The sequence below is a fragment of the Streptomyces sp. NPDC046716 genome (assembly GCF_040645755.1).
GTDB lineage: Bacteria > Actinomycetota > Actinomycetes > Streptomycetales > Streptomycetaceae > Streptomyces.
In genome coordinates this window covers 47,626-67,472 of the sequence record NZ_JBEYYU010000016.1, presented here as the reverse complement: position 1 = coordinate 67,472, position 19,847 = coordinate 47,626, and the positions used below count along the sequence as shown (strand labels likewise).

At 72.5% G+C, this 19,847-nt stretch carries 22 protein-coding genes and 1 riboswitch; of the genes, 12 read left to right on the top strand and 10 right to left on the bottom strand.

Features of this window, described 5'->3' with window-relative positions:
• Positions 1-58: 58 nt before the first annotated feature.
• A riboswitch (cobalamin riboswitch) is annotated at positions 59-191 on the bottom strand.
• 257 nt (positions 192-448) lie between these two features.
• The 3 genes from ABZ930_RS14900 to ABZ930_RS14890 all read right to left on the bottom strand — a co-directional run bounded on the left by ABZ930_RS14900 (position 449) and on the right by ABZ930_RS14890 (position 2,922).
• Positions 449-670 carry a hypothetical protein gene (locus ABZ930_RS14900; protein ID WP_361547043.1) on the bottom strand — a complete coding sequence of 74 codons (222 nt, stop codon included), beginning with the start codon at positions 668-670 and terminating at the stop codon, positions 449-451.
• 16 nt (positions 671-686) lie between these two features.
• Positions 687-1,964, bottom strand: a complete 1,278-nt coding sequence (locus tag ABZ930_RS14895; protein WP_361547040.1) for an inorganic phosphate transporter — start codon at positions 1,962-1,964, stop codon at positions 687-689.
• 214 nt (positions 1,965-2,178) lie between these two features.
• A complete protein-coding gene (locus ABZ930_RS14890; protein ID WP_361547037.1) occupies positions 2,179-2,922 on the bottom strand; it encodes a lysozyme in 744 nt (247 codons plus the stop codon).
• Positions 2,923-3,101: 179 nt separating this feature from the next.
• Between ABZ930_RS14890 and ABZ930_RS14885 the strand changes: the two genes are divergently transcribed.
• The 3 genes from ABZ930_RS14885 to ABZ930_RS14875 all read left to right on the top strand — a co-directional run bounded on the left by ABZ930_RS14885 (position 3,102) and on the right by ABZ930_RS14875 (position 6,589).
• Entirely contained in the window at positions 3,102-3,782 is a 681-nt protein-coding gene (locus ABZ930_RS14885; protein ID WP_361547035.1) for a class II aldolase/adducin family protein, read from the top strand.
• 191 nt (positions 3,783-3,973) lie between these two features.
• Positions 3,974-5,101, top strand: a complete 1,128-nt coding sequence (locus ABZ930_RS14880; RefSeq protein WP_361547032.1) for an alpha/beta hydrolase — start codon at positions 3,974-3,976, stop codon at positions 5,099-5,101.
• Positions 5,102-5,203: 102 nt separating this feature from the next.
• Positions 5,204-6,589, top strand: coding sequence for a hypothetical protein (locus ABZ930_RS14875; RefSeq protein WP_361547029.1), 1,386 nt, complete (start codon positions 5,204-5,206; stop codon positions 6,587-6,589).
• Between the two features lie 4 nt (positions 6,590-6,593).
• Here the strand turns inward: ABZ930_RS14875 and ABZ930_RS14870 are convergent, their stop codons facing one another.
• The gene (locus tag ABZ930_RS14870; protein ID WP_361547026.1) at positions 6,594-7,481 is read right to left on the bottom strand and encodes a neutral zinc metallopeptidase; all 888 of its coding nucleotides are present in this window, start codon (positions 7,479-7,481) and stop codon (positions 6,594-6,596) included.
• A 200-nt stretch (positions 7,482-7,681) separates the two neighbouring features.
• On the opposite strand from ABZ930_RS14870, the gene ABZ930_RS14865 reads away from it, so the two are divergent.
• The 4 genes from ABZ930_RS14865 (at position 7,682) to ABZ930_RS14850 (ending at position 11,696) form a co-directional block, all read left to right on the top strand.
• Entirely contained in the window at positions 7,682-8,461 is a 780-nt protein-coding gene (locus ABZ930_RS14865) for a hypothetical protein (protein ID WP_361547023.1), read from the top strand.
• A 95-nt stretch (positions 8,462-8,556) separates the two neighbouring features.
• Positions 8,557-10,155 (top strand): ABC-F family ATP-binding cassette domain-containing protein, encoded by a 1,599-nt coding sequence (locus ABZ930_RS14860; RefSeq protein WP_361547020.1) that lies wholly within the window; start codon positions 8,557-8,559, stop codon positions 10,153-10,155.
• A gap of 374 nt (positions 10,156-10,529) precedes the next feature.
• Positions 10,530-10,751 carry a helix-turn-helix domain-containing protein gene (locus ABZ930_RS14855; RefSeq protein ID WP_018533414.1) on the top strand — a complete coding sequence of 74 codons (222 nt, stop codon included), beginning with the start codon at positions 10,530-10,532 and terminating at the stop codon, positions 10,749-10,751.
• A gap of 153 nt (positions 10,752-10,904) precedes the next feature.
• Complete coding sequence (locus ABZ930_RS14850; protein WP_361547016.1) at positions 10,905-11,696, top strand: enoyl-CoA hydratase/isomerase family protein; 792 nt, start codon at positions 10,905-10,907, stop codon at positions 11,694-11,696.
• A gap of 14 nt (positions 11,697-11,710) precedes the next feature.
• Here ABZ930_RS14850 and ABZ930_RS14845 read toward each other — a convergent pair whose 3' ends face one another.
• Positions 11,711-12,436, bottom strand: a complete 726-nt coding sequence (locus ABZ930_RS14845; protein WP_361547013.1) for a nucleopolyhedrovirus P10 family protein — start codon at positions 12,434-12,436, stop codon at positions 11,711-11,713.
• Between the two features lie 141 nt (positions 12,437-12,577).
• Between ABZ930_RS14845 and ABZ930_RS14840 the strand changes: the two genes are divergently transcribed.
• The 5 genes from ABZ930_RS14840 to amaP are packed head-to-tail and all read left to right on the top strand — an operon-like array spanning position 12,578 to position 14,840.
• The gene (locus ABZ930_RS14840; RefSeq protein ID WP_361547230.1) at positions 12,578-13,024 is read left to right on the top strand and encodes an Asp23/Gls24 family envelope stress response protein; all 447 of its coding nucleotides are present in this window, start codon (positions 12,578-12,580) and stop codon (positions 13,022-13,024) included.
• 49 nt (positions 13,025-13,073) lie between these two features.
• Positions 13,074-13,259 (top strand): hypothetical protein, encoded by a 186-nt coding sequence (locus tag ABZ930_RS14835; protein ID WP_353941762.1) that lies wholly within the window; start codon positions 13,074-13,076, stop codon positions 13,257-13,259.
• 3 nt (positions 13,260-13,262) lie between these two features.
• Positions 13,263-13,598 carry a hypothetical protein gene (locus ABZ930_RS14830; protein WP_361547010.1) on the top strand — a complete coding sequence of 112 codons (336 nt, stop codon included), beginning with the start codon at positions 13,263-13,265 and terminating at the stop codon, positions 13,596-13,598.
• Entirely contained in the window at positions 13,595-14,257 is a 663-nt protein-coding gene (locus ABZ930_RS14825) for a DUF6286 domain-containing protein (RefSeq protein WP_361547007.1), read from the top strand. The genes ABZ930_RS14830 and ABZ930_RS14825 overlap by 4 nt, the downstream gene beginning before the upstream one ends.
• 4 nt (positions 14,258-14,261) lie before the next feature.
• The gene (gene amaP, locus ABZ930_RS14820; RefSeq protein WP_361547004.1) at positions 14,262-14,840 is read left to right on the top strand and encodes an alkaline shock response membrane anchor protein AmaP; all 579 of its coding nucleotides are present in this window, start codon (positions 14,262-14,264) and stop codon (positions 14,838-14,840) included.
• Between the two features lie 82 nt (positions 14,841-14,922).
• On the opposite strand, the gene ABZ930_RS14815 is transcribed toward amaP, so the two are convergent.
• The 5 genes from ABZ930_RS14815 to ABZ930_RS14795 form a co-directional block, all read right to left on the bottom strand.
• Complete coding sequence (locus ABZ930_RS14815; protein WP_361547001.1) at positions 14,923-15,678, bottom strand: SDR family oxidoreductase; 756 nt, start codon at positions 15,676-15,678, stop codon at positions 14,923-14,925.
• 4 nt (positions 15,679-15,682) lie between these two features.
• Entirely contained in the window at positions 15,683-17,479 is a 1,797-nt protein-coding gene (locus ABZ930_RS14810) for a glycoside hydrolase family 15 protein (RefSeq protein ID WP_361546999.1), read from the bottom strand.
• 114 nt (positions 17,480-17,593) lie between these two features.
• Positions 17,594-18,391 carry an SURF1 family protein gene (locus ABZ930_RS14805; RefSeq protein WP_361546996.1) on the bottom strand — a complete coding sequence of 266 codons (798 nt, stop codon included), beginning with the start codon at positions 18,389-18,391 and terminating at the stop codon, positions 17,594-17,596.
• Positions 18,392-18,468: 77 nt separating this feature from the next.
• Positions 18,469-18,702, bottom strand: a complete 234-nt coding sequence (locus ABZ930_RS14800) for a hypothetical protein (RefSeq protein ID WP_361546993.1) — start codon at positions 18,700-18,702, stop codon at positions 18,469-18,471.
• 146 nt (positions 18,703-18,848) lie between these two features.
• A complete protein-coding gene (locus ABZ930_RS14795; protein ID WP_361546991.1) occupies positions 18,849-19,835 on the bottom strand; it encodes a DEDDh family exonuclease in 987 nt (328 codons plus the stop codon).
• Positions 19,836-19,847 lie beyond the last annotated feature (12 nt).

Here is a 19,847-nt window from a genome sequence, read left to right as displayed (position 1 = left end):
GACGCCGCGCGGGGCGAACATGGCGGTAGTTGTCCTCACTCAGGGTGTCCACGCCCTGGTTCGACGAGACCGGCAGCGGGAGTTCCTGGCTCGTCCCCGGGTGACCGGGGACTCACAGTGGCGGGACCGCGCCGGATTCGCACCGGCTTCCTCACCTGCTGCCGTATATGGCGTTGGCAGTGCACCACGCTCCGCGAAGGTGCGTCAACTTGCTGTTGACCTGGGGCGGGAGAGTGTGGGGAGGTCCACAGCGGTTCGCGCCCCGCTTGCCACCGCCGTGGCCGGCCGTGCAGTTCCCCTGGACGAGCGAAGCTCGTTTCAGGGGCGCGGGGAACTGCGCGACCGGCCACGACGAGAGCGGCACCCGACACACGACAGGCCGCACCGCACACAGACACGGCGGGCCCGGACCAGAAAGGTCCGGGCCCGCCGAAATGACTGCCGTGGATCAGGCCACGATCAGGAAGATCCCGTACGCCACGGCCGCCGCGCACGCCGCGAAGCACGCGTACGCGCCGGAGACGACGAGCGTCGCCGAGTCGCCCCGCTGCGCCGCCGACTCCTTCTTGGAGAGTCCGACGATGCCGAGGGTGAACAGGCCCACCAGGGCCACGGTGACCACGAGGCTGACTCCGAACACGGAGCCGAGAGCTGCCCAGTCGATCTTCATAGCTGGTCCTGCTTCCTTACAGCGTGGCGCCGGCGGGGCGCGCGGGGTCGGCCGGCGCGGGGGCCGGGATGGTCGCCTTGACTTCCTCGGACTCGCCGGTGACCAGGGTGCCGACGGGCGGCGGGGTGACCGCCGCGATGGCCGTGGTCACGACGCCCGCGGGCTCCGCGGCCGGCGCCGCGGCGCTGCCGACCTCGTCATCGGTGACGTTCGTGTGGTCGATGGAGTCACGGCGCGAGAGCTTCCAGATGACGCCCGAGCCGACCACGAGCAGCGCGGCGGTGAGACCGACGCCCCACGGGCCCTGCTTGGTGAGGAACTCGGCGCCCGCGCCGACCAGACCGGCGGCCGGCAGGGTCAGACCCCACGCGACGAACATCCGGGTCGCGGTCGACCAGCGGACGACACCGCCCTTGCGGCCGAGACCGGAGCCCATGACGGCGCCGGAGCAGACCTGGGTGGTGGAGAGCGAGAAGCCGATGTGCGAGGAGGCGAGGATCGCCGTCGCGGCCGAGGTCTGGGCGGCGAAGCCCTGCTGCGGCGCGAGGTCGGTGAGGCCCTTGCCCATGGTGCGGATGATCCGCCAGCCGCCGAGGTAGGTGCCGAGGGCGATGGCCGTGCCGGCGGAGACGATGACCCACAGCGGCGGGTCGGCGTCCGGGGCGATGACTCCGCCGGTGATCAGGGCGAGGGTGATGATGCCCATCGTCTTCTGCGCGTCGTTCGTGCCGTGCGCCAGCGAGACGAGTCCGGCCGAGGCGATCTGGCCGGCGCGGTAGCCCTTGGCGGTGGCCTTCGCGTCGGTCTTGGCGCTGATCCGGTAGGTCAGGCGCGTGGCGAGCATCGCGGCGAGGCCGGCGACGATCGGCGCGGCGACCGCGGGAAGCAGGATCTTGGTGACGACGGTGCCGCCGTCGACCGAGGACCAGCCCATCGACATGACCGCGGCGCCGATGAGGCCGCCGAACAGGGCGTGCGAGGAGCTGGACGGCAGACCGAGCAGCCAGGTCAGCAGATTCCAGAGGATGGCGCCCACGAGCGCCGCGAAGATGACCTCTGTTCTGAGGCCGTCCTCATTGATGATGCCGCCGGAGATGGTCTTGGCGACCTCGACCGAGAGGAACGCTCCGACGAGGTTCAGCACGGCGGACATGGCCACCGCCGTCTTCGGCTTCAGGGCGCCGGTCGAGATGGTCGTCGCCATCGCGTTGGCTGTGTCGTGGAAACCGTTGGTGAAATCAAAAACCAGTGCGGTAACGATCACGATCGCAAGGAGCAGCGTGATGTGTTCCATTTACCCAGGCTTCGGTTGGACGTCAGTGGCGGTTCGAACGTAAGCACGCCGGGTGAACGGAAGATGAACTGGGCTGGGCGTTGCGGTGACCCGATCCGGAGCGCCGTCACTCCGCTTGGCGCGTGGTGGTGGCATTGACTCCGGATCGGCCCGGGACGAGACCCCTCGGAGCCCCGGAATACCGGGTTCCGTGGGACTTTGGTCCCTGTTCCGGCTAGCCCAGGGCGAACCTCCTCAGCTGGGCCATCGACCCGTTGAAGAGATTCTGGTCACCCGGCAGTCCGCCGCGGTTGTCGTACTGCCAGAAGGTCCAGTACGACCATCCCCTGGGCAGCGCCCCCGCGCTCTGGTCGTAGCGCGCGAGCCACAGGGCGTGGTTGACCGCGAAGGCACCGCTGTTGCCGGTGCAGATCTTCCACCAGTGGTAGTTCGTGTAGATCACCGGGTGCCGGCCGGTCAGCCGCAGCACCTCGACGCTGAACGACGAGATCCACGCGACCAGTTTGCGCTTGCTCATGCCGTAGCACTTGTGCGAGTCGTACGGGTTGAACTCGATGTCGAGCGCGGGCGGCAGAGTCCAGCCGTCCGCCTTCCAGTCCCCGCCGTTGCGCACGAAGTACGCGGCCTGGGCGCGGCCGGAGGACTTGTCGGGCACCGCGAAGTGATAGGCGCCCCGGATGATGCCGGCGCCGCGGGCACCGTCGTACTGCTTCCAGAAGTAGGGATTCTTGTAGGTCGTGGACTCGGTCGCCTTCACATAGGTGAACCTGGCCCCCTTCCTCTTCGTCTTGGACCAGTCGACATGCTTCTGGTGCGACGAGACGTCGTGACCCCTCGGCCTCGCCGCCGCCTGGACCGGCAGCTCCGTCAGGACCGTCGCCCCCATGGTCAGTGCGGTGACGGTCACCGTCGCGAACAGGAGCGCACGACGACGGGACGGTTTGCTGTCACGAGCCATATTTCCCCCCGAATGGCGACGTGCATGACAAATCCCCCAGAGATTACCGGAAGATCCCGACGTGCCCGTCGAACCCCAGCCAATCACCCTCAGTAGGGGGATACGTGCCCATAACGGAGCTACCGGACTCCTTCGTTCCGCACTCGGCCGGGACCCTCCCCGGCTGGCAGGATGCCGCCATGACGGATCCGGCAGATCACGCACAGGCCTGGGAAGAGCTGCTGGCCACGGCCCGCAGAACGGTCGCCGACGGGCTCGTCGTCGGCACCTCCGGCAATGTCTCCGTACGCGTCGGCGACGGCGACCGCGACGAGGATCTGATCCTCGTCACCCCGAGCGGCGTCCCGTACGACCGGCTCGGCCCGGACGATCTCGTCGCCGTCGGCCCCGACGGCACCCACCGCGCCGGAACCCTCACCCCCACCAGCGAACTGCCCATGCACCTCGCCCTCTACCGGAACACCTCCGCGCGGGCCGTCGTGCACACCCACGCGGTGCACGCCACCGCCGTCTCCACGCTCGTCCCGGAACTCCCGCCCGTCCACTACATGGCCGCGGCCCTCGGCGGCACCGTCCGGGTCGCCCCCTACGCGACCTACGGCACGGAGGAGTTGGCCGAGAACATGCTCGCCGCTCTGACCGGGCGCACCGCTTGTCTCCTGCAGAACCACGGGACCGTCGCCCACGGGGACTCCCTCGCCCAGGCCTACGACCGCACCGCCCAGCTGGAATGGATGTGCCGCCTCTGGCTCACGGCCCACTCCGTCCCCGGTCTGCGCCCCTCACTGCTGAGCGACACACAGATGGCGGAAGCGGCCCGGCGGCTCGACGGATACGGCCGGCCCGCCCCGACGCGCTGACCGCCGCCGGGCGCCCCTCGCCCCGCGGGAGGCGTACGAAACGCCGCGCGGAGCACTCGTAGGGGGACCCAGCGAAGCGAGGAGGCCCGGTGAGAAGAACCCGTACGCACTTTCCGCCCCGTCCGGTACGCCCGTCACTCGCATCCTCCGTCCCGCTGGCCCGGGCGCGCCCGGGCGCCGACACTGGACGAGTGCGCACCGCCAAAGCGACGGCCGCTGCCGTCACCGCCGTCATCGGGGCCTCGGCCGCCGCCATCGCCGCCGGCCGACTGGCCAGCGACGCCGCGCTCAAGGCGCCCGCAGGACGCCCCCTGCCCACCGAGCCCCGGCTCACCGTCCACGCCGTCGCCGCGGGGCACATCACCCTCACCCGCGACCTGGCCTCCCAGTACCCCGGCACCTACGGGCTCGCGGGCGACGGCTTCCACGCCGTCGTCGGACCGGTCGTCGACTCGGCCCCGCACGCGGCGGACACCGTCGTACGCCGCCTGGAGCGGGTCACCCACGGCACCCTCGGACCCGGCGCCAGGGCCTGGCTCACGCCCCAGGTGCACATCGGCGACCCCAAGGCCGCGCTCGGCCTCGACCACGCCGACATCGACGTCCCGGGCGAACTCGGCGCACTGCCCGCCTGGTTCGTGCCCGGCGTCCGCGACACCTGGATCATCACGGTGCACGGACTCGGCACCACCCGCGAACACCCCATGAACCTCATGGAGTTCCTGCACCACCAGCAGTTCCCCGTCCTCGACCTCGCCTACCGCGGCGACCTCGGCGCACCCCGCTCCCCGGACGGCCTGAACCACCTCGGCGAGTCCGAGTGGCGCGACCTGGACGCGGCCCTGCGCTACGCCGTGCGCTACGGAGCCCGCCGCGTCGTCGTCATCGGCTTCTCCACCGGCGCCGCGATGGCCCTGCACGCCGCCGCCCACTCCGCGCTGCGCGACCGCATCGCCGGCCTGGTCCTGGACAGCCCGGTGCTGTCCTGGGAGGCCACCCTGCGCGCGCTGGCCGCCGCCCGCCGCACCCCGGGCGCGCTGCTGCCGCTGGCGGTGCGCGCCGCCCAGGGGCGCACCGGCCTGACCGGTGACCGGCTCGCGGACGCCGCGGACCCACGGCTGCTCAAGGTCCCCACCCTCGTGCTGCACGGCCCCGACGACGAGGTCGCCCCCTGGGCCCTCTCCCGCCGGCTGGCCGCCCGCCGCCCCGACCTGGTCTCCCTGCACGCCGTCGACGAGGCCCCGCACAACGGCATGTGGAACGCGGACCCGAAGCGGTACGAGGAGACCCTCCGCCGCTTCCTGACGCCGCTGATGTGAACGCCGGTGCGGGGCCCGGACGGCAGGCCCCGCACCCCGGGACGAGCGCCGAACACAGGGCCGCGTTTGGGAATTCACGGGGTCACCCTGGAGACTGCTCCAGTGACGTCCCGTACCCCGCGCGACTCCAGGCTCCGACTAGTCCGCCCCCGCCGCCAGCCGCTGGCCCCCGCTGCCCCGCGCCGAGTGGCCCGTCCCGCCCCGCGCCCCCCGGAGGGCACCCCGCCCCCCGCCGAACTCGCCCGCACCGCGCGCGAGGGCCTGGCCGCCGCCGTCCGCGTGGCGCGCTGGGCGGACACCACGCTCAACCCCGGCGGCAACACCTCCGCCGGGGACGGGAAGGGCACCCTCTCCGACGTCACCGCGCGCCGCGCCGCCGACGACCTCGGTCTGGCCGTGGGCCAGGTCCGCGCCGACTGGGACACCGCACGCCTCGCCGGCCTCGTCGAGGTGCACGGCGACAGCGCCCGCCCCGGCTGGCGGCTGCGCGCCTGGGACCGCGACGACACCGCCGTGCTGCGCGGCTGGGTCGCCCTGTTCGACGCCTGGTCGCTGGTCCACCCGGCGCCGGACGCCCTGGAGCCCGCCGCGGTCGCCGAAGTGGTCGAGGCCGTCCCGCAGTTGCTGTCCTTCCTCCAGCTGATGGCGGGCCCCGTCGCGGCGGCCCAGCTCCTGGACCTCCTCGACCAGCGGGTCACCGAACTGCGCACCGAGCGCTGCGAGATCCCCTTCGGACCGCAGCCGGAGCCGACGCCGCCCGAGGACACCCCGCTGCGCCCGCTGCTCGACTGGTCCCTGGACGGCCTCGCCTCCGTCGGCGCGCTCACCTACACCGACGGCCAGGCCACCCTCACCCCGCTCGGCAACTGGGCGGTCTGGGTCAAGCTGGAGCAGATCTGCGTCGCCGCCCAGTCCCCGGCGGGCAACATCGAGGTCAGCGCCGAGGACATGCTGCGCGGCTGCGCCCGCCTGCGGCCCAACGCGGCCCGCGCCGAGTACCGCGCCTGGCTCGCCGCGCGCGACGTCGGCACCGCCGTCATCGAGCTGATCGAGGCGGCCCGCGGCGAGGACGCCCTGCTGCGCGGCCTCGCCTTCGAGGCGCTGCGCGTCGTCGGCGGCCCCGCCGAGCCCGAGGTGCGGCGCGCCGCCGACGAACCGGGCCTGCGCCCCTACGCGCTGCTCTGGCTCGCCGAGGCGGAGGGCGCCGACCCCGAGGACGTGCACACGGTCCTCACCCGCGAGGAGGCCACCTGGCTGTGGGTCGACACCGCCGCGGCCGTCGCCGACCACGGTGAAGCCCCGCTCCTCGTGCGCCACTTGGAGTCCGCCGTGCAGCCCACCGTGCCCGCGCTGATCGAGGAGGTCCGCGCCGTCGGCCACCCCCGCACCGTGCAGGTGCTCGTCGCCCTCGCCGCCGCCCACCCCGACCCGGCCCTCGCCAAGGCCGTCCGCCGCGCCGCCTTCCAGGTCCACACCGGCGGGGCCTGACGGCCTACTTGAAGGTGTTGCACTGGGCCATGTCGCCGGTCCTGTAGCCCTGGTAGAACCACTGCTGGCGCTGCTGGGCCGAGCCGTGCGTCCACGACTCGGGCGTCACCCGGCCCTGGTAGCGCTCCTGGATCCGGTCGTCGCCGACCGCGGCGGCCGCGTCCAGACCGTCCCGGATGTCGGCGTCGGTCAGGCTGGTGATCAGCGGGCGCCCGGTCGACTCGTCGGGCGTCCGCGTCGCGTTCCTGGCCCACACGCCCGCGTAGCAGTCGGCCTGGAGCTCCACCTTCACGGCATTGCTGTTCTGCCCCGTGCGGCCGTCCTGCGAGCGCGAGAGGGTGCCCATCAGGTTCTGCACGTGGTGCCCGTACTCGTGCGCCACGACGTACGCCTGCGCGAACGGCCCGCCGCTCGAACCGAACTTCGTGCGCAGCTCGTCGAAGAACCCGAGGTCGAGATAGACCTTGCGGTCGCCCGGGCAGTAGAAGGGGCCCACCGCCGACGTCGCCGCCCCGCACGCCGTGCCCACCCGGTTGGTGAAGAACACCGTGGAGGCACCGCTGTACCGGGCGCTGCGGCGCGCGAACTCCTGCTGCCAGAAGTCCTGCACGCTGTTGACCACCGCGACGATCCGGCAGTCGTCCTTGCTGTTCGCGTCCGAGCCCGTACGGCACTGCTGCTGCACCTGCGCCGCACTCGACACCGACGTCGCGGGCGTGCCGGAGCCGTCCGAGGAGAGGCCGAACTGGTCCGTGCCGAAGAACAGGCCGAGCACCAGCGCCAGCAGACCGGCGAGACCGCCGCCGATCGTCGCCCGCCCGCCGGGCACCCGGCTGCTCCGCTGGTCCTGGACCTCCGACGTGTCCAGGTTGGCGTCGTCGTCGAACTGCATGCTCGTACCGCCCTCTCACCGGAACCCACCCGGTTCATCCTGTTACGTGATGGGGGGCCGGGCCCTGATCCGACGGCCGAACGGGGGACGCGCACGCCCGCGCACGCCGTGTCGCCGCCGCCCGCCGACCCGCCCGTCCGGCCCACGGCTACGCTCTGCGCCTGAATCGTGGCCTGTGGTGAGGAATGAGGGGGCGTGCGATGGCGGTGCTGCCGCTCGACACGACGGCAGGGCAGGGCCCCGCACGGCAGGAGGAGCACCCCGTACGTCCGCCGGGGCACCCGTCCCGCAGGACCCGCGCCGGGTCCCTCCCGCCGCTGCTCGCCACCCTGCTCGCGCTGCTGCTGATCGGCGCGGCCCAGGGCACCCGCCCGCACCCGTTCGGCGACCACCTCGCGCGCGGGGCCGACCGGCCCGGCGCCCCCGCCCTGCGCACGAGCGGCGGCGCCGTCGAGGCGTACGACGCCGAGGGAACCCGCTGGCGCCACGCGCGCGAGGGGCGGCGGGCGCTCGCCGTGCTGCCCGTCGCCGGGCACGCCTTCGCGCTGTGGAGCGACGGCCTGGTCACCGACACCGAGCGCGGCACCGCGGCCGCCGTGCGCTGGCACCGCGCGGTCCCGGACGCCGCGCCCTGGCTGCGCACCCCCGGGGCGCACGGCGGCGCCGGGGTCCTCCGGCCGCTCGACCCGGCGGCCCGGATGCTCGCCGTCGTCACCCCGCACCGCATCGCCGCCTACCGCACCGCCGACGGCGACCTGCGCTGGGTGCTGCCCGCGCGCGCGGGCTGCGCGTTCGCCCCGGCCGGCGCCCTGCGGCGCGGCACCGCGCTGCTGATCGCCCAGCCCTGCGCGGGACACGACACCGACTGGAGCGACCAGATCATCGCGGTCGACGACCTCGGCAGGATCGCCCCGCACCGGACGCCCCTGGGCAACGGGCTACCGGGACGCGCGGGAAAAGCCCTTGCATCACACCGGTAAGCTGGGCTGTATGACGTTTCTTCTCTGGGTGCATTAGCGGCGCAGACCGGCCCCCGACCCGTCAATCAGCCGTTCACTGCCCTGGAGACCCACCCGTGATCACCGCATCCGGTATCGAACTGCGCGCAGGCGCCCGCATCCTCATCGAGAACGCCAGCTTCCGCGTCGCCAAGGGCGACCGCATCGGCCTCGTCGGGCGCAACGGCGCGGGCAAGACCACCCTCACCAAGTGCCTGGCCGGTGAGGGCATCCCGGCCGGCGGCACCATCTCCCGCTCCGGCGAGGTCGGCTACCTGCCGCAGGACCCGCGCACCGGCGACCTCGACGTGCTCGCCCGCGACCGCATCCTCTCCGCCCGCGGCCTCGACACCCTGATGCGCAAGATGCGCGAGAACGAGCAGCGCATCGCGACCGGCTCGGGCGCCACCCAGGCCAAGGCCCTCAAGCAGTACGAGCGCCAGGAGACGGAGTTCCTCACCAAGGGCGGGTACGCCGCCGAGGCCGAGGCCGCCACCATCGCCGCCGCGCTCAACCTCCCGGACCGTGTGCTCGGCCAGCCCCTGCACACCCTCTCCGGCGGTCAGCGGCGCCGCATCGAGCTGGCCCGCATCCTCTTCTCGGACGCGGACACCCTCCTCCTCGACGAGCCCACGAACCACCTGGACGCGGACTCGATCGTCTGGCTGCGCGACTACCTGAAGACGTACAGCGGCGGCTTCATCGTGATCTCCCACGACGTCGACCTGGTCGAGACGGTCGTCAACAAGGTCTTCTACCTGGACGCCAACCGCTCCCAGATCGACGTCTACAACATGGGCTGGAAGCTCTACCAGCAGCAGCGCGAGGCCGACGAGAAGCGCCGCAAGCGCGAGCGCCAGAACGCCGAGAAGAAGGCCGCGACCCTGAACGCGCAGGCCGACAAGATGCGCGCCAAGGCCACCAAGACGGTCGCCGCGCAGAACATGGCCAAGCGCGCCGACCGGCTCCTCGCGGGCCTGGAGGCGGTGCGCCAGAACGACAAGGTCGCCAAGCTGCGCTTCCCCGAGCCCGCGCCCTGCGGCAAGACGCCGCTGATGGCCGAGGGCCTGTCGAAGTCCTACGGCTCGCTGGAGATCTTCACCGACGTCGACCTGGCCATCGACAAGGGCTCCCGGGTCGTCATCCTCGGGCTGAACGGTGCGGGCAAGACCACGCTGCTGCGCCTCCTGGCCGGCACCGAGAAGCCCGACACCGGAGACGTGATCGAGGGCCACGGCCTCAAGCTCGGCTACTACGCGCAGGAGCACGAGACCCTCGACCCCGAGCGCACCGTCCTGGAGAACATGCGCTCGTCCGCGCCCGACCTGGACCTCGTCGAGGTCCGCAAGACCCTCGGCTCGTTCCTGTTCTCCGGCGACGACGTCGACAAGCCCGCCGGCGTGCTCTCCGGCGGCGAGAAGACCCGCCTCGCGCTGGCGACCCTGGTGGTCTCGTCGGCGAACGTGCTGCTCCTCGACGAGCCCACGAACAACCTCGACCCCGCCAGCCGCGAGGAGATCCTCGGCGCGCTGCGCACCTACAAGGGCGCGGTCGTCCTCGTCACGCACGACGAGGGCGCCGTCGAGGCGCTGCAGCCGGAGCGGATCATCCTGCTCCCGGACGGCGTCGAGGACCTGTGGGGCCAGACCTACGCGGACCTCGTCGCGCTCGCCTGACCGGCTCCGCGCCGTCCGGGAGACGTCAGCACAGCGTGATCGAAGAGATGATCCACTCGGTATGGATCATTCGGCCGAGTCGTGATCCTTCATCTGAGTGAGATCGCCTCGTACCGAGGTGTGTCCTACACGGATTTCACCCGCTTCTCGCCCCTGGAGCCCTTGGGGCGCCTGGGCAGTCGCTGACCTGCCGGTTTTTTCGAGGGGGTGGTTCCGGGGGGTGTGAAAAGCCTCCGGAACCGCGAATTCCGCTCGTGTGGATCGCCTTCGCCCCGGGAATTCCCGGCCTACGGACCTTGCCGAATGGGTGGCCAGGACGGCCGGGAGGGGTGATCATGGGAAATCCAGAGCGCACTTCCCACGAGGAGGCACGGGTGGCCGAGACTCTGAAGAAGGGCAGCCGGGTAACCGGCGCCGCGCGCGACAAGCTCGCGGCAGACCTGAAGAAGAAGTACGACTCCGGTGCGAGCATCCGGGCGCTGGCCGAGGAGACCGGCCGCTCGTATGGCTTCGTCCACCGGATGCTCAGTGAGTCCGGGGTCACGCTGCGCGGTCGCGGCGGGGCCACGCGAGGCAAGAAGGCCGCGGCAAGCTGACGCGGCCGGCCCGTCCGCCCCCGGGCGGCGGGCCGCACCGGCTCCTGCGGTGACCACCCGGTCGGTTCCCCGATCGGCCGGGTGGTTACTGTGCAGTCACTTAGGTCGTTCACGGCGTTTCGTGGACACGACTGCGCAGACTCGGAGGCCCAGATGGCTACGCTCGAACCCCTGCTCGACAAGGACGGGGTCCGGCTCACCGTCGACGACGCGATCGCCACGGTGACCCTGACCAACCCGGACAAGCGCAACGCTCAGTCTCCCGCTCTGTGGCGGGCGTTGACCGAAGCCGGGAGGTCGCTGCCGGGCTCCGTGCGCGTCGTCGTGGTGCGCGGCGAGGGCAAGTCCTTCTCCGCGGGCCTGGACCGTCAGGCGTTCACGCCCGAGGGTTTCGACGGCGAGCCGTCCTTCCTCGACCTGGCGCGCGGTGACGACGACGTCCTGGACGCGACGATCTCCGAGTACCAGGACGCCTTCACCTGGCTGCGGCGCAGCGACATCCTGTCCGTCGCCGCGGTCCAGGGCCACGCGATCGGCGCGGGCTTCCAGCTCGCCCTCTCCTGCGACCTGCGCGTCGTCGCCGACGACGTGCAGTTCTCCATGCGCGAGACCAGCCTCGGCCTCGTACCGGACCTGACCGGCACGCACCCGCTCGTCTCGCTCGTCGGCTACGCGCGCGCCCTGGAGATCTGCGTGACCGGGCGCTACGTGCACGCCGACGAGGCCGTGGCCAGTGGCCTCGCCAATGTCGCCGTGCCCGCGGACCAGTTGGACGCGGCCGTCTCCGACCTGGCCGGCGCCCTGCTGGCCGCGCCGCGCGACGCCGTGATCGAGACCAAGGCGCTGCTCCAGGGCGCGTCCGGCCGGACCCTCGACAAGCAGCGCACCGCCGAGCGCGAGGCACAGGGGCGCCGGCTGCGGAACCTGGCCGGCATCGGCGACTGACACCGCCGGGAGACTCAGGGGGTCACTTCGGTGACCAGCACCGCGACGCTCGGGCCGTCGGTGAGTGCCGTGGACACGGCCTCGCGGACGGCCCGCGCCACGTCCAGGGCCCGGTGCGACGACGCCACCGCCAGCTCCACACGCACGTGCCGGTGCGCCAGCGCCGCCGGCGCCGAGGTTTCCTCGATGTGCACCGCCCGGCCCAGACCGCCCAGCGCGCCCGTCAGCCGCACCACCCCGGCGACCCCCAGTGCCGCCCGTGCCGCGCGCCCCTCGTCACCGTCCGGAGCGGACTTCTCGGCCGGGGCGTCGGCGGGCTCGGGCTTCTCCGCGGGCGCCGGATCGGCGTCCAGCAGCGCCGTCACCTGGAGATCCACCTCGGCCACCACCAGGCCGAGCCCGTCCCGCGCCGCCTGCGCGAGCGCCTCCCGCAGCCGCGCCGCGGCCACCGGCAACGGCTCGTCGGCCGTCGCCGCGCACTCCGCCCCGATCCGCAGCGGCCCCGGCGGCAGCGCGCTCGGCGGAGCCGGCACCACGGACGAGTACGAGCCGTTCGGATCGGCCAGGGCGATCCTCAGAGACCCCAGACGCACCCCGCTCACCGCTGCCACGGACCTGCGCAGCGCCGCTTCCGCCGCGCCCTCCGTGATCCACGCGCCGTCACCCGGTCCGCCCAGTGGCAGCAGCCTGCCGAATCCCAGTTGTTGCCGCACTGCCTGTGCCCATCGGTCTGCCGTCATCCACCCAGGCTGCCTCATACCGGGCGCGGGGTCGGGTAACCGCACTTAGTGTGGGCAAAAGAAGGCAGGATCCCGCTGGGAGCCCGCACCTCACAAGAGGGGAAACCCCCGATGAGCGACACCGCACAGAAGCCGGGCGACATGTCCGCATCGGCGTCCGCCGGCCGGACCAACGTGACCAAGAAGGGCGGTGGCGACCCCGCGGGCCGCGGCCGCACCACCATCGCCGACGGCGTGGTCGAGAAGATCGCCGGACTCGCCGCACGCGACGTCCTCGGAGTGCACGCGATGGGCAGCGGCCTCTCGCGGACCTTCGGCGCCGTTCGCGACCGGGTGCCAGGCGGATCCACCAAGTCCGTCTCGCGCGGGGTCAAGGCCGAGGTCGGCGAGGTGCAGACCGCGCTCGACCTGGAGATCGTCGTCGAGTACGGCGTGTCGATCGCGGACACCGCGCGCGCCGTACGGGAGAACGTGATCGCGGCCGTCGAGCGCATGACGGGCCTCGAGGTCGTCGAGGTGAACATCGCCGTCAGCGATGTGAAGCTGCCCGACGAGGAAGAAGAAGAGCCGGAGTCACGGCTCCAGTGACGGCTACGTGTAGCGGGCTTGGCAGAAGGCCCCGGAGAAGGAGCGCACGATGAATCTGGCCGTGATCGGCATGATCGCCGGCATGGCCCTCGGGTTCGCCGGATACTTCGGTGGCTTCGGGGCCTTCCTGCTGGTGGCGGCGCTCGGCGCCATCGGTTTCGTCGCGGGCCGGTTCCTCGAAGGGGACCTGGAGCCCGGCGAGTTCTTCCGCGCGCGCGGCGACCGGCGGCGGTGACCGGTGGCGGCACAGGTCGCGCCGGCCGAGCGCGGCGCGACCCGGATCGCCGACCGGGTCGTCGCGAAGATCGCCGCGCACGCGGCACGTGAGGCGCTGGACACGATTCCCGACGGCGGCGCGCCCCCGCACGCCGCGGTCACCGTGCACCAGGACACCGCGCGTGTCCGCATCAGCCTGGAACTCGGTTTCCCGGCGGACATCGGCGCCCAGTGCGGTGCCGTGCGTCGCCAAGTGGCCGAGCGGGTAAGGACATTGGCGGGAATGGAGGTGCCGGAGGTGGCCGTCCTGGTGGAGCGGCTGCACTCGGCAGACACCGACCGCGGGAGGATCCGATGAGCGAGCCCACCCAGCGGACGCCGGTGGTCGAAAGCGCTCCGGACGCCGCCGACGGCCTCGATCAGTCGGCGTCCGCGGCCTCCTACGAGCCGCACCCCACGCTCGAGGGCGAGGAGAAGTCCTCCCGGTTCTGGTCGGGCCGGCGGATCCCGGCGGGGCTCGCGGCCCTGGTGCTGCTCGGCGGCGTCGGCGTGCTGCTGTACGACATCGCCGCCGTGCGGGCCGGACGCGACGCCATGCAGTGGCGCCGCACCCTCGCCGACGACCTCGCCACCCGCCCGCTCGACGACACCGCCGTGCTGATCGGCGCCGGAGTCGCCGCCGCGCTCGGCCTGTGGCTGATCGTCCTCGCGGTGACGCCGGGGCTGCGCGCGGTCCTTCCGATGCGCCGCACCCACGGCGACATCCGTGCGGGCCTGCACCGGGACGCCGCCGCCATGGTGCTGCGCGACCGCGCCATGGAGGTGGCGGGCGTGCAGTCCGTACGCGTCCGGATGAAGCGGTCCAAGGTGGATGTGCGGGCGGTCTCGCACTTCCGCGAACTCGACGACGTACGGGCCGACCTGGACGGCGCGCTCAGCGACGGCATCACCGGTCTCGGCCTCGGCTCCGCGCCCGGCCTCTCGGTGCATGTGGCCCGGCCCGGACGGAAGGGATGACGGCGTGCTCAGGACCGTGAACCGGATCGTGCTCGGCCTGCTCGGCCTGCTCCTGGTCGTCGGCGGCGGCTCGGTGCTCGCCGTGGGGCTCGGGGTGAAGCCGCCGTCCTGGTGGATCCACGACGGGAAGAAGGACGTCCTGCTGAGCGTCGCCGACCGGCAGCGCTGGCGCGACGACGGCTGGTGGTGGCCGGTGGTGATCGCCGTGCTCGGCGTCGTCGTCCTGCTCGCGCTGTGGTGGCTGGTCGCCCAGTTCCGCAGGCGTCGGCTCGCGGAGATCCTGGTCGACACGGGCGACGGCGAGGGCGCGCTGCTGCGCGGCCGGGCCCTGGAGAGCGTCCTGGTGAGCGGCGCCGAGGCGCTGGACGGCGTGGAGCGGGCCGGCGCGATGCTGACCGGCCGCCGCTCGGCCCCGCAGGCGAGGGTGTCCCTCACCCTCGCCCCGCACGCCGCCCCCGGCGCGACCCTGGACCGCCTCGGCGAGGAGGCCCTGACCCAGGCGAGGGAATCGGCGGGCCTGAAGTCACTCCCGGCCGAGGTCAGACTGAAGGCGGTCAAGCACCGTGCGGAACGGGTGAGCTAGAACAAGCCCGTCCGGCGTTTGAGGACGAGCCCGCAGGGCGATCGACGGGGCGCAGCCCCGTGCCCCACCCCCCCCGCACCGGCTAAAACCCGTGCCGGAACCCACCGTCGACCGGCAGCATGACCCCGGTCAGATACGACGCGGCCGGCGAAAGGAAGAACGCCGCGGCCCTGCCGAACTCCTCCGGCGTCCCGTACCGCCGCAGCGGAATCCGCGACTCGTTGGCGGTCCGGGTCGCCACCGGGTCCGCCGAGTACCCGTCCAGCTCGCGCACGCGATCCGTGTCGATCCGGGCCGGCAGCAGCCCCACGACCCGGATGCCGCGCGGCCCCAGCTCGTTCGCCAGCGACTTGGCGAACCCGGCGAGCCCGGGCCGCAGCCCGTTCGAGATGGTCAGCCCCGGGATCGGCTCGTGCACGGACCCGGAGAGCACGAACCCGATGACGCCGCCGTCACCGAGCTCGGCCGCCGCGGTCCGCGCGATCCGCACCGCGCCCATGAACACCGACTCGAACGCCGACTCCCACTGCTCGTCCGTGTTGTCCGCGGCGGACCCGGGCGCGGGCCCGCCCACGCTCACGAGAATCCCGTCGAACCGGCCGAACTGCTCGCGCGCGGCGCCGATGACCCGCTCGGCGACGGCCGGATCGGCGTTGTCGGCGGCGACCCCGTACGCGTTCGGGCCCAGCTCGGCCGCGGCGTCCTTGACCTTCTGCTCGTCGCGCCCGGTGACGACCACCTTCGCGCCGTCGCCGACGAGCTGGCGCGCGGCGGCGTTGCCGAGGCCGCGGGTGGCGCCGGTGACTACGTAGACACGGTCCTTCAGTCCAAGATCCATGGATCTATCCTGCCTCTCCGTCCGGTGCGGGCGCGAACAGGGTCATCGCGGTGTTCACGAGCCCGATGTGGCTGAACGCCTGCGGGAAGTTGCCCAGCTGGCGGCCGGCCGCGGGGTCGTACTCCTCGGCGAGCAGCCCCACGTCGTTGCGCAGCGCCATCAGCCGCTCGAACAGCTCCCGCGCCTCCTGCGTACGGCCGGTCATGTGCAGCGCGTCGGCCAGCCAGAACGAGCAGACGAGGAAGGCGCCCTCGTCGCCCGGCAGGCCGTCGACCTCCGAGCCCGTCGTGCTGTAGCGGCGCAGCAGGCCGTCGTGCGACAGCTCGTCCCGTACCGCGTCGACCGTACCGACGATCCGCGGATCGTCCGCGGGCAGGAACCCCACCCGGGGCAGGAGCAGCAGGGCCGCGTCGAGTTCCCGGGATCCGTAGTACTGCGTGAAGGTGCCCCGCTCGGCGTCGTACCCGCGCTCGCACACGTCGCGGTGGATGGTGTCGCGCAGTTTGCGCAGCCGGTCGACGTCGCCCGGCAGCCCCGGGTCCTCCTCCATCGACCGCACGGTGCGGTCGACCGCGACCCACGTCATCACCTTCGAGTGGACGAAGTGACGGCGCGGTCCGCGCACCTCCCACAGCCCCTCGTCGGGCTCGGACCACGCCTCCTGGAGGAAGTCGAGCAGCGCCAGTTGCAGCCGCCAGGCGTGCGGTCCGGCCTCCAGACCGGAGCGGCGGGCCAGCGCCAGCGAGTCGACCACCTCGCCGTACACGTCGAGCTGCAACTGCCGTACGGCCTCGTTCCCGGTGCGTACGGGACGGGAGCCGCGGAAGCCGTCCAGCCAGTGCAGCTCCTGCTCGGGCAGCCGGCGTTCGCCCGAGAGCCCGTACATGATCTGGAGGTCGGCGGGGTTGCCCGCGGCGGCCCGCAGCAGCCAGTCGCGCCAGGCCTGGGCCTCCTCCAGATAGCCCGCGGAGAGCAGCGCGCCGAGTGTGAGGGTGGAGTCGCGAAGCCAGCAGTAGCGGTAGTCCCAGTTGCGGACGCCGCCGATCTCCTCGGGCAGCGAGGTGGTGGGCGCGGCCACGATGCCGCCGGTCGGCGCGTACGTCAGCGCCTTGAGCGTCAGCAGGGAGCGCAGCACGGCGTCCCGGTGCGGCCCGTCGTAGCGGCAGTGGTCGGCCCACGCCCGCCAGTCCTCCAGGCTGTGCTCCAGGGACTCGTAGGGGTCGACCAGGGCCGGGCGTTCCTCGTGGGAGGGATGCCAGGTCAGCACGAAGGCGACCCGCTCGCCCTCCTCCACGGTGAACTCGGCGTGGGTGGCGAAGTCCTCGCCCCAGCTGTGCACATCGGGTTCGCTGCGCAGCCATGCCGAGTCGGGTCCCGCGACGGCCACCCGGTGTCCGTCGACGCGGCGCATCCACGGCACGACGGAGCCGTAGTCGAAGCGCAGCCGCAGTTCGCTGTGGACGGTGACCCGGCCGCCGATCCCCTCGACGATGCGGATCAGGTCGGGGGCCCGGTCGCGCTGCGGCATGAAGTCGGTGACCCGGACGCTGCCGTCGTCGGTCTCCCACTCGGTGTCGAGCACGAGGGAGCCGGGCCGGTAGGCGCGCCGCGTGCACTCCCCGGTGGCGTCCTTCGGGGCGATCCGCCAGTGCCCGTTCTCCTCGTCGCCGAGCAGCGCGGAGAAACAGGCGGGGGAGTCGAAGCGCGGCAGACACAGCCAGTCGACGGAACCGCCCCGGGAGACCAGGGCGGCGGTCTGTTCGTCGCCGACGAGCGCGTAGTCCTCGATGGGTCGATGCATAGAGTTGCGGTTGCCCCGTCGAGGGCACGAGGAACTGCGCGGACGGTCACACACAACCGGTACGCGCGACGGGCATCAACCAGGCGGCCGAGCGCGGGCCGTACCGGACAGGCCCTAGACGGCGGCCGGGGCGACCTCGTCCACGGGCTCGTCCTCCTCCTTGCGCCGCCGCTCGCGCAGCTCGCGGCGGAGCAGGACCACCCAGCCCACGGGCACCGCGGCGGCGAACAGCCACCACTGGTAGGCGTACGCGAGGTTCAGCGCGGCGTCCTCCTTGCCGGGCTGCCCGAGCTGCTCCGGGACGTCGCCCTCGGGAGGGGGCGAGGTCTGGGCGACGTACCCGCCGAGTACCTCGGTGCCGCCGCCGAGGCGCTTCGCCTCCTGCTTGCTGTTGATCAGCATGACCTGCCGGTCGGGCAGGCCCTCGAGGTTCTTGATGCCGCTGGCCTCGGTCGTCTCGTCGGGCATCAGCCGGCCCCGGAGGGTGGTCTCGCCGGCCGGTGGCGCGGGGATCTTCGGGAAGGAGGTCTGGCTGCCGCTGTCGGGGACCCAGCCCCGGTTGACCAGCAGGGTCTTGCCGTCCCTGAGGACGAACGGGGTCAGGACGTGGTACCCGACCTCGTCGTTGGAGTTGACGCGGCGGCGCACGACGATCTCGTCGTCGGTGTCGAAGCGGCCCGTGGCCGTGACGGTGCGGTAGCGCTCCTTGCTGGTGACGGTGTGCCCGGCGGACGCCAGCTCCTCGACGGGGACCGGCTTCGCCTTCAGGGCGTCGGTGACCAGCTGGTTGCGGGCGGCGCGCTCGTCGTGCCGGTGCATCTGCCAGATGCCCAGCCGGATCATCGTGGGGATGAGGACGAGGGCGACCAGCGTGAGGATCACCCACTGCCGAGTCAACAGGAAGCGGTACACCCCATGACGGTACCGCTCGGCCATGGGGTGCTTTCAGGGGGGTGTGCCCGGCTTGGGCGCCGGGATGCTGTAGGGGTTCAGACCTTGTCGACGATGCCCACCCGCCCCTCGGCGCGGGAGCAGTGACCCCCGCAGTACCAGTGGCCCTCCACCTCGACGCCCTGCCCGATGATCCGCGAGCGGCAGTGCTCGCAGATGGGCGCCATGCGGTGGATGGCGCAGGAGAAGCAGTCGAAGACGTGCACCGCGCCCTGCGCGTGCACCTCGAAGGACATGCCGTAGTCGTTTCCGCAGACCTCGCAACGTGCCATGCGCCACAGGGTGCGGGCGCGGGACCCGGCGGGCGAGCGAGTGCGGGGCGATTCGCCCCGGAAATCACCCGTCTGTCGCCAATCTCCCCCGATTTACGGACGATCTGCGGACTGCCTGTGGGCGGTCCGCAGGTGGTCTGCGGGAATTACTGCTTGTCCGCGTCGGCCACGTCCTGGAGGAGCTGGCCGAACGCCGCCTCGTCCACGACCGGCGTCCCGAACTGCTTCGCCTTCACGGCCTTCGACGTGTACGAGTCCGGGTCATTGGTCACCAGCAGGCTGGTCAGCCGCGACAGGCTCGTCGCCACGTGCAGGCCCGCGTCGACCGCCCGGTCCTCCAGAAGCTCCCGGTCGACCGAGGTGTCGCCGGAGAACGCGACCCGCATGCCCTGCTTGAGCGGGCTGCCCGGCTCGTAGCGGCCCGGGTTCGGGTACGGGCACGCCGGCCGCTTGCGCGAGGGACGCCAGCCGGCCGAGGCACCGCCCCCGCGGTACGAGGACTGCTGCTGGCGCGGCACGGACTGCTCGGCCCACTCGGTGAGCGGGCGGCACTCCAGGAGCGGCAGCCGGATGTTCCGCGTGGCGGCCGCGGTCAGGCTCGGGCGGAACGCCTCCGCGAGCACCCGCGCGTCGTCCAGTGCGTGGTGCGCGTGCTCCTGGACGACGCCGAAGTGCGCGGCCAGCGACTCCAGCTTGTGGTTGGGCAGCGGCAGCCCGAGCTCCTTGGACAGCGCGATGGTGCACAGCCGCTGCCGGACCGGCGCGGCCGACTTCGCCCGCGCGTACTCGCGCGAGATCATCGACCAGTCGAACACCGCGTTGTGCGCGACCAGGACGCGGCCGTCCAGGCGCGCGGCGAACTCCTCGGCGATCTCCGGGAAGAGCGGCGCCCCCGCCAGCACGTCGGTCGTGAGGCCGTGGATCCAGACCGGGCCCGGGTCCCGCTCCGGATTGACCAGCGTGTACCAGTGGTCCTCGACCTCGCCGCGCGCGTCCAGGCGGTAGACGGCGGCCGAGATTATCCGGTCGTCCCTGGAGAGGCCGGTGGTCTCCACGTCGACGACCGCGTATCCCTGCGGATACGCGGCCGGCCAGGGGGCTGCGGACGCTGCGGTCGGTCGGTCTTCGAGCATGGTCCCTGAGGA